At 66.8% G+C, this 12386-nt stretch carries 12 protein-coding genes; 6 read left to right on the top strand and 6 right to left on the bottom strand.

Annotated features, from left to right (window positions below; genetic code table 11):
• Window positions 1-30 precede the first annotated feature (30 nt).
• Window positions 31-1764 (bottom strand): SulP family inorganic anion transporter, encoded by a 1734-nt coding sequence (locus tag ABIE21_RS05175; RefSeq protein ID WP_354023701.1) that lies wholly within the window; start codon window positions 1762-1764, stop codon window positions 31-33.
• A complete protein-coding gene (locus ABIE21_RS05180; protein ID WP_354023702.1) occupies window positions 1757-3067 on the bottom strand; it encodes an ion channel protein in 1311 nt (436 codons plus the stop codon). Before ABIE21_RS05180 ends, ABIE21_RS05175 begins: the two co-directional genes overlap by 8 nt.
• 446 nt (window positions 3068-3513) lie before the next feature.
• Between ABIE21_RS05180 and ABIE21_RS05185 the strand changes: the two genes are divergently transcribed.
• Together ABIE21_RS05185 and ABIE21_RS05190 are read left to right on the top strand one after the other, a co-directional pair.
• Window positions 3514-4854, top strand: a complete 1341-nt coding sequence (locus ABIE21_RS05185; RefSeq protein WP_354024409.1) for a glutamate decarboxylase — start codon at window positions 3514-3516, stop codon at window positions 4852-4854.
• Window positions 4855-4862: 8 nt separating this feature from the next.
• The gene (locus tag ABIE21_RS05190) at window positions 4863-6458 is read left to right on the top strand and encodes an amino acid permease (RefSeq protein WP_354023703.1); all 1596 of its coding nucleotides are present in this window, start codon (window positions 4863-4865) and stop codon (window positions 6456-6458) included.
• Here the strand turns inward: ABIE21_RS05190 and arr are convergent.
• Together arr and ABIE21_RS05200 are read right to left on the bottom strand one after the other, a co-directional pair.
• Window positions 6451-6861: an NAD(+)--rifampin ADP-ribosyltransferase gene (gene arr, locus ABIE21_RS05195; RefSeq protein WP_354023704.1), complete on the bottom strand. Its 411-nt coding sequence runs from the start codon at window positions 6859-6861 to the stop codon at window positions 6451-6453. The genes ABIE21_RS05190 and arr overlap by 8 nt on opposite strands.
• Complete coding sequence (locus ABIE21_RS05200; protein ID WP_354023705.1) at window positions 6858-7655, bottom strand: HpcH/HpaI aldolase family protein; 798 nt, start codon at window positions 7653-7655, stop codon at window positions 6858-6860. Before ABIE21_RS05200 ends, arr begins: the two co-directional genes overlap by 4 nt.
• A 25-nt stretch (window positions 7656-7680) precedes the next feature.
• Between ABIE21_RS05200 and ABIE21_RS05205 the strand changes: the two genes are divergently transcribed.
• Complete coding sequence (locus tag ABIE21_RS05205) at window positions 7681-8247, top strand: GrpB family protein (protein WP_354023706.1); 567 nt, start codon at window positions 7681-7683, stop codon at window positions 8245-8247.
• A 308-nt stretch (window positions 8248-8555) separates the two neighbouring features.
• Here the strand turns inward: ABIE21_RS05205 and ABIE21_RS05210 are convergent, their stop codons facing one another.
• Window positions 8556-9176, bottom strand: coding sequence for a response regulator transcription factor (locus ABIE21_RS05210; RefSeq protein WP_354023707.1), 621 nt, complete (start codon window positions 9174-9176; stop codon window positions 8556-8558).
• On the bottom strand, window positions 9173-10405 hold the full coding sequence (locus ABIE21_RS05215; protein WP_354023708.1) for a sensor histidine kinase: 1233 nt from the start codon (window positions 10403-10405) through the stop codon (window positions 9173-9175). Before ABIE21_RS05215 ends, ABIE21_RS05210 begins: the two co-directional genes overlap by 4 nt.
• 159 nt (window positions 10406-10564) lie before the next feature.
• Here ABIE21_RS05215 and ABIE21_RS05220 point away from each other — a divergent pair, with 159 nt between their 5' ends.
• From ABIE21_RS05220 to ABIE21_RS05230, 3 genes are all read left to right on the top strand, one after another.
• Window positions 10565-11143, top strand: a complete 579-nt coding sequence (locus tag ABIE21_RS05220) for a small multidrug efflux protein (RefSeq protein WP_354023709.1) — start codon at window positions 10565-10567, stop codon at window positions 11141-11143.
• Window positions 11144-11228: 85 nt separating this feature from the next.
• Window positions 11229-11741, top strand: coding sequence for a hypothetical protein (locus ABIE21_RS05225; protein WP_354023710.1), 513 nt, complete (start codon window positions 11229-11231; stop codon window positions 11739-11741).
• 153 nt (window positions 11742-11894) lie between these two features.
• Window positions 11895-12326 (top strand): PPOX class F420-dependent oxidoreductase, encoded by a 432-nt coding sequence (locus ABIE21_RS05230; protein WP_354023711.1) that lies wholly within the window; start codon window positions 11895-11897, stop codon window positions 12324-12326.
• Window positions 12327-12386 lie beyond the last annotated feature (60 nt).

Below are 12386 nucleotides of genomic sequence, written 5' to 3' on the forward strand. Positions count from 1 at the left end.
CGCGACGCATCTGCACCTCGGGGCGGCCTCCTAGGGCCTGGCCCCTCCCCGGATCCACGCTTCGGCGTCCCCGTAGGCGCGTCGGGTAGTCTCGCCGATCCACTCGGTGCCCCGGTAGATCGCGCTCTCGCCGACTTCGGAGATCAGACCTCCCGCCGCCATCTGGACGGTCACCCGCTCGCTGGTGGTGACGACGAACAGTCGGGAGTCGTGCTCTGCCAGTTCCCGCGCGTAGCCCAGAAGCACGTTGACGAGCGACAGCCCTATCTGGTCCCGACCTCTCAGCCGCAGCACCACGACGGACCTGCGAGTAGCCGCATCGATCGTCGGCAGTTGAGCCTCGAACACCGGCGCACTCGCGAAGAAGAGGCTCCCGTACGGCTGGAGCACGACCACCCTCTCAGCGCCGACCGTGGTGTCCGGGTCCGATTCGCGAAGGCGCCCCTCATCCGTCAACGTTATCTGCCTCACCCGAAGCCGGTTGGATTGCTCGGACACGAAGAGGATGATTCCGAGTCCGACTCCCACCAGCACGGCGAACTGAAGCGGGATGAGGAGTGTGAGAACGAAAGTGACGACCATGACGGTCGTCTGGAGGACTCCGGTCTTCATCACCGAGCCGATCTGCGTCGGTCTGATCGCGCCCACTCCGACGACGATCAGCAGCGCCGCCAGCGACGGCATCGCCACCTGAGCGACGACACCGGAGAACAGCACGATCGTGAGTCCCATGACTCCCGCGGCGATGAACAAGGCCAGCCGCGTCTTGGCTCCGGCCGTCACGATCAAGGCCGAGGCAGACATCGATCCGCCGACCGGCATTCCCTGAAAGAGTCCGGACACGATATTGCCGGCGCCCTGTCCGACGAAGTCGCGTGATGCATCACTCGCCCGACCGTCGGGGTTCGGAACACCCGCGGCGACCGCCGCACCCTGGATCAGCCCGACGCACGCCAACGACAGCGCCGGAATCGTGAGGAAGGCCAAGTCGCCCAACGACGGCAGCACCGGCGCGGGAAGCCCACTCGGTATTGTCGCGATGTCGGCGACGACGGCGACTCGCGCGTCCACGTAGGTGTTGAACACCCAGGTGAGCACCGAGCCCGCCGCAACAGCCGCAACCAGTCCGAAGGAGCGCAACCTCGTGCGGGTGAGCACGATGATGAGGGCCAGGGTGAGTAGTGCCACCACGAGGGTCGCCGGGTGGAACAGTCGCACGTGGACGAGGGCGTCGAAGGCTCGAGCGACACGATTCGCGCCCGAGCCTTCGGCACCGGTGAAGTCGGAGACCTGGCCGAGCACGATATTGATTCCGACGGCGGTGACGAAACCGACCATCACGGCGGTGGGCACGAAGCGCAGCAGCCGGCCGCCGCCGAGCGCGCCGGCGGCGATCATAAAGGCGCCGGTGAGCACCGAGAGGGTGAACAGCGCGCGTTCGGGATCGGGTCGCGAGGCCAAGTCGGTGTCGGCGATGACCAGCGCCATCGCGCCGGTCGCCTGCACCGCCATGAAGGTGCTGCTCGCGAACATCGCCGACCCGGCGAGCCCGAACAGATACGCGTACAGCCCGGCGATCGGGTTCACCCCGGCCAGCAGGCCGCTGGCCAGCCCGTCGGGCACGCTCTCGACACCGAGCACCACCCCCGCCGTCGTGTCGTGCAGCAGGGTCTTCCGACGGAACACGTTCCTGATGCTCGTGAGCTGTCGGCGCACACGGGCCGAGGCCGCGACCCGCCGTGGCTGTGCCGGCTTCTCAACCACCACGCGGTCCTACCCCCGCGACCGGCGAATCAACCGAAGCGGATGAGACGGTCGGCACGATGCGGAACAGGGGTGCGCCTGAGACGAGGAGCCACGCGGGCAGGATGATCACGCAGAGCATGGGCAGCAGCGTGGCGTCGTTCGGGATCGCGACGGCCAAGAAGATCGCGAGCCAGCCGTCGCGGCTGACCACGAGAAGCACGCCGAGAACGCCGCACGCGACTGCGAGGCCGAGCGGGACGCCCGGAATGAGCAAATGTCCGAGCATGCCCAATGCGACGCCGACGAATGTGGCTGGGAATATCCGGCCGCCGCGGAACAGGGCGCTTGCCGCCACGAGGAGGGCGAGTAGCTTGATCCCGACAATGACGACGAGGTCGTTCGCGTCGTACCGCCCAGGATTCTCCAAGAGCTCGCCGATCTGCTCCAGCCCCTTGAACATGGTGATCGGCCCGCCGATCAAGCCGAGGATGCCGAGCACGAAACCGCCGACGAGCGGGATGAGGATCGGATGCCGGAGCCCGTGGAGCGTGCGCCAGAACATCGGGAAGAGCACAAGCGCGACGAGGGTCACGGCGACCGCCCCACAGGCGATGACGGCGCCAAGGAGCAGATCGATCACCCGCGGGCTACCGTACGCGGGCAGGTCGAACGCCATCGACGGGGCACCGAGCACACGCATGGTTATGGCGCCGGCTCCTGCGGCCACGACCGGGAGGAACAGCCGGTCCCACAGCGCTCCGCCGCTCTTCGCGGCCGCCACCATGCCGGTGAACAGCAGGGCCGCAGCGACCGGGGTTCCGAACAGTGCGCCCACCGTCGCGGACCCGGCTATGAGTATCGAAACCCGGGGAGGAATGCGCGGAAGCAGCCGCGAGAACACGCTCACGGCGATCGCGCAGTTGATGGCGATCACCGGGTTCTCGGGACCAAGGCTCACGCCGCCCGCCAGGCTGAGCAGCGTCACCAGGGCAAGCCCGGGAAGCGCCATCACGGGCAGCGGCGGAGCGACCAACTCCGTCGTTGACGAGTCCACTCCGCCGTGGCCCGGCATGAACCGCAGACCGAGACCCACCGCAAGTCCGGTGAGTGTGAGGACCAGCACAATCCACCACCCGGCGGGGTCCACCCCCAATGCGTCGGGAACCGTGTCCCAGAGCACGCCGCTGAGCAGCCCGGCCAGCTGTTCCAGACCCCACAACAGCAGTGCGGCGAAGATGCCGACCATGATCGCCGGAACGGCGAGGATCAGCAACTGCCGGGGTGAGACGCCGCCGTCCGTCGGCGTTCGCGCCAGGGTCATCGGCCAGCTCCTCCCGAACAGATTGGACCCGCGGCGGGCCGACGAACGCATGGGCCTCCGGCGCCGGGCGCCTTCCAGCAGGTTAGGGTCGCCACGCACCCCCGCGTCAAGCTTTCGTCGGGGAACCAACCGAAACGGATGAGACGACCTGTCGACGGCGTCGCGCCGGGGCTCCGACGATTCGACGCGCGCGTCACAGGCACTTTCACCGCACGAAATGGGCGATTGCGCCGACTGTGAGGCCCGCGCACACTGGCACGTGGCCGCTCGCTGTGGGCGTGGACTCTAGGCCGCCTCTCTGGGACGCCCATCTCGCATCAGAGACAGGAGTTGTAATCGTGACCGTTTTGCATCCCGAAACCGGTGCCTCCACACCGAAAACCGTCAAGCCGAACGAGTCGACGCACGCCTTCACCGGGCTCGGCGACACCAATCAACTGAATCCGATGTTCGCCCGGGCGGGAGAGGCGACCGACTTTCCGCTCGACCGTATTCCCGACGGGGAATCGCTCCCCGAGACCGCGTACCAGATCGTTCACGACGAGGCGATGCTCGACGGCAACGCGCGCCTCAACCTCGCGACCTTCGTGGGTACGTGGATGGACCCGTACGCGTCGAAGCTGTACGCCGAGACCGCCGACAAGAACATGATCGACAAAGACGAGTACCCGCAGACTGCCGCGATCGAGACACGCTGCTGGACGATGCTGGCCAGCCTGTGGAACGCGCCGAGCGCCGAGAACGCCATCGGGACGTCGACGATCGGATCGTCGGAGGCGTGCATGCTCGGCGGACTCGCCCTCAAGCGCCGTTGGCAGCTGGCCCGCCGAGCGGCCGACAAGTCGACGGATAAACCGAACCTCATCCTGTCGAGCGCGGTCCAGGTCTGCTGGGAGAAGTTCTGCAACTACTGGGACGTCGAGGCGCGCTACGTGCCGATCACCGACGAGCACAGAGTGCTCGACGGGTTCGAGCTCGAGAAATACGTCGACGAGAACACGATCGGCGTCGTCGCGATCATGGGCGTCACCTACACGGGCATGTACGAGCCCGTCGCCCAGATCGCCGAGGCCCTCGACCGGATCCAGGCCGACACCGGGCTCGATGTGAAGATCCACGTCGACGGCGCTTCGGGCGGCATGATCGCACCGTTCCTGCAGCCCGAGCTCGAATGGGACTTCCGCGTCGAACGAGTCGTCTCCATCAGCACGTCCGCGCACAAGTACGGACTCGTGTACCCGGGGCTCGGCTGGGTGGTCTGGCGTACCGTCGACGACCTGCCCGAGGAGCTCGTCTTCGACGTGACCTATCTCGGCGGACACATGCCGACGTTCGCACTGAACTTCTCGCGCCCCGGGGCCCAGGTGCTGCTGCAGTACTACCTGTTCCTCCGGCTCGGGCGGGACGGGTACTACAAGGTGCAGAAGGCGTCGCAGGACGTCGCTCTCTACCTGTCGGGTGAGATCGCCAGGATGGATGCCTTCGAGCTGTGGAACGACGGCAGCGACATCCCCGTCTTCGCCTGGCAGCTCACCCCCGGTCACACGGAGAACTGGAACCTGTACCACCTGTCGGAGCGGCTCCGCCTGAAGGGCTGGCTCATCCCCGCGTATCCGATGCCCGACAGCATCTCCGACCTCACGGTGCAGCGCATCGTGGTTCGCAACGGCCTCAGCAGGAATCTCGCGGAGTCCCTCGTCGAAGACATCAAGGAGGCCGTGGACTACCTCGACCGTCTCGAGTCGCCCATGCCGACAGAGGGCCTGCGGTCCTCCTTCACACACTAGGAGCGACGATGACCACGGTCAGCGAACCCGGCAAGTCCACCGCAGACGCGCCGAAGCGTGCCGACGGCACCGTCGCGCCTTCGCCAGAGCACATCGCGCCTCATCCGTTCGAGCAGGTGCCGCACAGGCCCGCCATCGGCGCGCCCGGCGTGACGGCCAAGGTGTTTATGAGCGTCAGCCAGCTCGCCATCCTCACGGTCGTGGCGGTCGCATCCCTGCGCAGCCTGCCCGCGATGGCGGGATACGGTCTCGGCTCGGTCACCCTGTTCATCATCCCCGCCATCTTCTTCCTCGTGCCGACGGCGCTCGTCGCGGCGGAACTCGCAACGGGGTGGAAGGGCGGTGTCTTCACGTGGGTGCGCACCGCCTTCGGCGACAAGTGGGGATTCCAGGCGATCTGGCTCCAATGGGTGCAGAACGTCGTCTGGTATCCCACGCAGATCGCCTTCATCGCCGCGTCGCTCGCGTTCGTCTTCCTCGACCCGAGCATGGCCAACTCCGGCCTGTACACGGCGATCGTCATCATCGTGCTCTATTGGGGCTCGACGTTCATCACCTTGAAGGGCGGCAACCTGTTCGCGAAGGTCGGGTCGTGGTCTGGGCTCGCCGGCACCATCTTCCCTGGCCTGCTCTTGATCGTCTTCGGCATCATCTGGCTCTCGACTGGCCAGAAGAGCGAGACATCCCTCGAGGCGTCGGCGATCATCCCGCCTTTCACCGGCATCGCCTCCATCGTGCTCATCGTCTCCAACGTGCTCGCCTACGCGGGCATGGAAGTCAACGCCGTGCACGCCAACGACCTCAAGCAGCCGGGCAAGGGGTATCCGAAGACCGTGTTGACCGCGTCGATCCTGATCCTGGGAGTGTTCATCTTCCCGACGATCGCTATCGCGCTGGCCGTGCCGCAGAAGGACCTCGGGCTGACGACGGGCATCAACCTGGCATTCCAGACCTACTTCACCACGTGGGGTATGGACTGGGCCGTGCCGGTGATCTCGCTACTCATCGCGCTGGGTGCGTTCGCGTCGGTGGTCACCTGGATCGCCGGTCCGTCGCGCGGTCTGCTCGCGGCGGCACGATCAGGGTTTCTGCCTGTCGCCCTGCAGCGTCGCAACAAGGCGGGCGTGCAGGTGGGCATCCTGAACGTGCAGGGCATCGTGGTGACACTGCTCGCGTCGCTGTTCATCTTCGTGCCGAACATCAACACGGCGTTCATCCTGCTCGTCGACATGGCCGCGGCGCTCTACCTGATCATGTACATGATGATGTTCGCGGCAGCGATCCGCCTTCGCAAGACGCACCCCCGGGTCGTGAGGTCGTACCGCACGCCCGCCATGACGCTGATCGCCGTGGTCGGCTTCGTCGCCTGTTTCGCCGCGTTCTGCCTCGGATTCATCCCGCCCGAGGGATTCGGCGGCGGAGCACCCGGCTGGGTCTACCCTGTGCTGGTCGGGGTTGTGGTGCTCGCGCTCGGGGTACCGCCGCTGTTGTTCTACGCCTTCCGCCGACCCGGCTGGGACCAACGGACCGCCGAGGAGAAGACCACCTTCGACGACGTGCTGGTCAACCCGCCAGACGGAGTCCGTCGAGACCCGGTCAATTGATGATCTCCCCGCGCTGATCCGCCCGAAGCACTGCTAGGCGCTCTCTCCAGGCCCGCAGCGCTTCGGGCGTCAGCCGCGGCCAGTCCGTGACTTCGTCGACCACCCTGACCGGATCGGAGCTGCGGAACGACCGGGTGGGGTTGCCCGGAAACTTCTTATCGGTCACGTTCGGATCGTCCTCGAACGCTCCGGTCGGCTCGACGACGTAGACACGTGGGGCGCCGTCGCCGGCCGCGAGCTCGGCGGCGAGCCCGGCACCCGCGACGAGCGCGGTGAAGTACACGTGGTTCATCACGATCTCGGGGCGGTAGTTCGACCGGAAGCCCGCCGTGAGCAGATCGCCGGCGCGCAGATCGGCCTTCGTGCCGTGGAAGAACCGGCCCTCCTCTGACGCGTCGCTCACTGCAACTCCTCGAGGAGACTGTCTGCTCCGGCAGCGATCACCGATACGTCTGTCGCCACAGCCAGACAGTCGAAGCCTCTGTCGCGCAAGACTCGCGCTCGTTCCGGCGTTCCCGCGAAGGCCGCGACGCCGATCCCCGCCGCGTCGGCGGCCTCGCGGATCGTCGAGAGCGGTCCGCGGGCATCGTCGAGCAGATCGTCCAGCGGAACGCCCAACGAGAGCGCCAGGTCGAACGGGCCGACGAACAGCAGGTCCACCCCGGAAACAGAGGCGATCTCCCCGACATTCGACAGGGCCCGTTCCGACTCGATCATCACGGCCACCTGCGGGGCGGCATCTCCGGCGTCGACCGCCGGACCACCCCACATCGCGGTGAGTGGTCCCCAGCTGCGGGTTCCCCTCGGCGGATAGTGGGCGGCGAGAACCGATCGGCGCGCGTCATCCGCCGTGTCGACCTGCGGAACGATGACCGTCGACGCCCCGATGTCCAGAGCGAATCCGATCTGCTGCGCATCCACCCGGCCGACTCGAACCGCGAAGGGATGACTGCCACTCGTCAACATCCGCCCCGCGTCGATCAGCGCACGGCGATCGTATTCTCCGTGCTGCGCGTCGAGGACGATCCAGTCGAAAGCCGATCGCGCGAGAGCGCCCACCATCACGGTATCGCCGATCGAGCACCACACCCCGCTAGACGACGGCGTCAATACCCCGGCCGTGCCGCCTGGGTCTGATTCGGAGGAGGAGATGGTGTCGTCGTGCATGCCGCTAGTATCCCAGCCCGGCGCGGCCACCCGCAGGCGATGAGAGACTTGGCGCGTGAAAGACAGTGCGAAGCCCCGCCGAGCAGACGTCGACGATGTCGACCTCATCGGCGGAACGGAGAGACGCCACCTCGAAGTAGTCGACTACGACGATCGGTGGCCCGCGATTTTCGCCGAACACCACGCCCGGCTCGCAGCGGCTCTTCGGGGCGTGCCCGTCGAGATCGAACACATCGGATCGACGTCTGTTCCGGGCCTGCCCGCGAAGCCCATCATCGACATCGTCGTCGCGGTCGACGACATCACCGCCGAGGAAGACTACCTCGATGCGATCGTGGCGGCCGGCTACCTGCTACGCGTGCGCGAACCAGGACACCGGATGGCGCGGACCCCGGCTCTCGACGTGCACGTGCACATCTACCAGAAGGGCGATGCGGCCGTCACGAGATACCTGCTGTTCCGCGACCGTCTGCGCGAAGTCGCCGACGACCGCGAGTTGTACGCGCGCACGAAGGAGGCGCTGATCAGGCAGGGGTTCGACGACATGAACGCCTACTCCGACGCGAAGACCGACGTGATCGCCGGCATCATGGCCAGGGCGCTCGCGGCCGAAGCCGAGTAGAGGCCACTGTTCACCTCGGTCAGGTGATTCGCGCTGACCGGGATCGTCCTAGCGTTGTGGGCGGTTGCTTGCTCGTCTGTGTCGGGCTCGAGCAACCCGGATCGGCACGTGGGCTACGCGCCGGCTCCTTGAACGCGTCGGCGCCGAACCTCTCCCAGTGCGGTTCGGCGCCGACTGCGGACTTCGCCATGTCACCGATGGTCGCGTCGCATCCCGGCCGCCGAAGCACCGGGGCGAGGCTCAGACGCGAGTTCGAGCGCCAGCGCGATCTGTGGAGACGGTCGCCGAGTTCGACTGAGGCGTCCCGGCTAGATCCAGCCGCGCTCGCGCGCCATGATCGCGGCCTGCTGCCGGGTCTCGACCGACAGCTTGGTGAGGATCGCGGAGATGTGGTTGCGAACCGTGCCGGGCGCCAAGGACAGGGCACGCGCTATCTGTGCGGTGGTCGCGCCGTTGCTCCCCAGCCGGAGCACGTCGAGCTCACGGTTGGTGAGAGGGCACCGCTCGTCGCTGAGGGCGTCGGCGGCGATCTCCGGGTCGATGTAGCGGCCGCCAGCCGCGACCTGGCGGATGACCGCGGCCACTTCGCCGGCATCGCGCGACTTCGGGAGGAAGCCGGCCACACCCGCGGCGAGTGCGCGGCGCAGCACGCCCGGTCGCGCGTGCCGGGTCACGATCACGAATCGCGTGGTGACCGTACGCCGTAGCCGCTCGGCGACCTCGACGCCGTCGAGACCCGGCATCTCGAGGTCGAGCAGGCAGACGTCGGGCTTCAGCCGCTCGGCCGCCTCGACCGCCTCTTCTCCGTCGGAGCATTCCGCGATCACGTCGATGTCGCCTTCGAGCCGCAGCAACGCGGCGAGGGCCGAGCGGATCATTCCCTCGTCATCGGCGATCAGCACGCGGATCTTCGTCGAGCCGTCGGTCATCGCGTCTCCGCCTCGCCCACGGGTACCGTCACGATCACCGTGAATTCCTTCTCGACGGCGACGATCTCGAGGTCGCCCCCGACCTCCTTCGCGCGTCGCGCGAGCCCGTCGAGCCCGGTGCGCTCCCGGCCCGGAATGACTCGCTGTGAGCCGAGCGTATCGACAGCGGCATCCGTGTCGTTCGTGATCTCGTATCGCCAGAGATCCCCAGATCGGGCGAGCCGAAGAGTGGTGTGCCGGCCGCCGCCGTGGCGGAGCACGTTCGTCGTGGTCTCGCGGATGACCGGGCCGAAGACGGATGCCGGCGCGTCATCCGCATTCGCATCGACGTCGGTCTCGGCCGCTATTCCGGCGGCGCGCAGCAGGTCACGGGCGTTGGCGAGCTCGTCGCGCAGCGGGACCGACCGGAAGCGGGTCGCGAGGTCACGCGTGCCCTGCCGTGCCTCGTCGACGCTGACTCGAGCGGCTTGCAACTGCTCGAGGGCAGCGGCGTGATCGTCGCCCTGGAGGAGGCGTTCGGTCAGTTCCAACTGCAGGGCGACCACCTGCAGGTGATGGCCCTGCAGGTCGTGCACGTCGGTCGCCAGACTCAGCCGCTCCTGTGTGGCGGCGAGCCGCGCCTCAGACACCCTGGCGCGATCGAGGGCGATCAGCACGTCCCACCACCACAGCGACAGCACCGTCATCAGCGGCAGCGCCGCGGAGAGGAAGCCCGTCGCGAAGTAGCCATTGGCGCTGTCTGACGAAGCAGACACAATCCCGTTGGCATCGATCACCCAAAGGCAGGCCAGCAACGCCGTCACCGCCAACACCATGCGCAGACGCACCGCTCGCGGCCAGTCCAACAGCTGCACAGTCTGCGCCACGGGGACGACGAGCAGCAGCCAGCTGCCCGACAGAGCAAAGGCGAGCACTCCGTACCCGACCGCGATCACGATCGGCGCGAGCACCGTGCGCCACTGCACCGCGGTGGGGTCGCCGGTGCGGTGCCGGTAGGCGGAGAGCAGAGGCAGCGTCGATGCGCACCAGAGCAACCCGCCGACCGCCACTGCACCCGCCGCCACGCTCGGCACCCCTCCCTGGAGAAGAGTGGCCGTCCAGGTCAGCACGAGGACGAGCTCGAAGAAGAGGATCGCGGACACCGTGTACCACCAGGCACCACGGACCCCGCTGGCCATGCCCCGCACGGGGAGCTCGCGAACCGCGGAGCCACGGGTCTGTGTAGTCACCCCACCACTGTAGGTCCCTGACATTTGTCACGGGTGACACGGGAGAAAAGCCCGGAAAGTGGTGACACTCCGACACTGCCGGCGAAACCGCTGACGCGGTGGACTGATGCCAGAGCGGCGGGCTCGACCGAATTCCGCCCCAGAGACCAGGAGTCACCAGTGGATGTCATCGCCTATTTTCAAGACCTCGTAGCCCAGGTACCCGAGATCGTTCAGCCGTTCATCGTCGCCCTCGCCGGCGCGGTGCCCTTCGTGGAAGGCGAGGGCGCCACGACGATCGGAATCATCGGCGGAATGGACCCGGTGATCGCCGTCGCGGCGGCCGCCATCGGCAACTTCCTCTGCGTGCTCGTGCTCGTTCTGCTGAGCTCGGGCGCTCGATCCGCCGTCGTCAACCGTCGCGGGCGCACGAGCGCGGCCGAGCCGCAGCTCGCGACAGGAGAAACGCGCCCCGGTTCGGCCCGCGCCGAATCGATCGCCACCCTCGAGGTGGACTACTCCGTGTCCGACAGGAAGGCCGCCCGCAGGGCGAAGTTCCAGCGGGCTCTCGACCGCTACGGCGTTCCCGGAGTCAGCCTGCTCGGCCCGCTGCTGCTGCCGACGCAGTTCACCTCGACGATGCTCGCGGCCGGTGGAGTCTCGAAGGCCCGCGTGCTGTTCTGGCAGGCGATCGCCATTCTCGCCTGGTCAATCCTGTTCGGAGTGGTCATTGGCAGCGTGGTGCATACCGCCGACTGATCGGGTGCCCGCGGGCGAGCAACGAGCTGAAGCTGCTTCTCGATCAAAGTCACGCTCGGCTGCTCGTTTGCGGTTGACTGTGACAATGACAGCCGCACCAGCAATCCTTTCCATCAGGGACGAAACCGAATGGCGCGCGGAAACACTCCCGCAGATCGACGTGAAATTGCGCTCATGCATCTACTACAGCGACTGGCTGGCTGACGCTCCCTCGGCGTTCGACACGGAGCACTCGGAGACTGCCCGTCTCTACGAGACGAACAACGGCGTGTCGCCCACAATCCTCGGCGGATTTCACCGGGATCAACCTAGCGAATCGATCCCCATGGGCTACACGAACCTTCAGCTCCTCGAAAAGCGCGCCGTCATCTTCGAGGGCGCACTCGTGCGGCTGTGGAGAAGCCGCTATAAGCCGAGCATCGCGATCGAGAAAGCCGGCTTCGATGCCGTCACCGAGGGCGACAGGTCGAAGCACTTGCGACTAGGTCTAGACCAGTCGATCGGCCACGCTGTGGGCCAAGCCGAAACGCTGTCAGCGCGCATGAACGGCGCCCCCGTGATCGTCACCCGCCTGCTGAGCTCCACGTTCTGGCACTGAATTCGCCGACCACCACCAGTTCGCCGCATGTATAGGCCGCTGAGACAGTGCGGCGGGAGTCTTCCTTCCCGCTCGAAGCCCGGCCACGATGGATAGAACGCGGTGCGAACCGCGGTGGCCGCACCAGCCGCGACGGTAGACGAGACTTGTGTAATGACTGATCCGATCTCGACGCTCCCCCAAGAAAAATCGATGCCGCTGCCCGACGCCCTGCTCGACCTGTTGCGCAAACCCAGTCCTTGTTTCCTCTCTACCCTCATGGCCGACGGGTCACCGCAGGTGACCGAGACGTGGGTTCATACCGACGGCGAGCACGTCATCATCAACACGGTGGTCGGATACGTGAAAACTCGAAACGTCGAGCGGGACGCTCGCGTGGCGGTGGCCATACAGGACCCGGAGAACCCGTTCCGGTACATCCAGGTTCGCGGTGAAGTGATCTCGATCACGACGGACGGCGGCGCGGAGAACATCGAAGCGCTATCGCAGAAATACACGGGCCGGCCCTACCCGTGGTACGGCGGACGCGACCAGCAGCGTGTGATCCTGACGATCAAAGCGAACAGCATCAGCGGGCAGGGTTGATCCAGCAGGTCGCTCGGATGATCGCCGCTGCCGGGGGTGCCGCAGAACCGTCGTAGATAT

Origin of the sequence: Conyzicola nivalis, assembly GCF_040548875.1 — a bacterium.
GTDB lineage: Bacteria > Actinomycetota > Actinomycetes > Actinomycetales > Microbacteriaceae > Conyzicola > Conyzicola nivalis_A.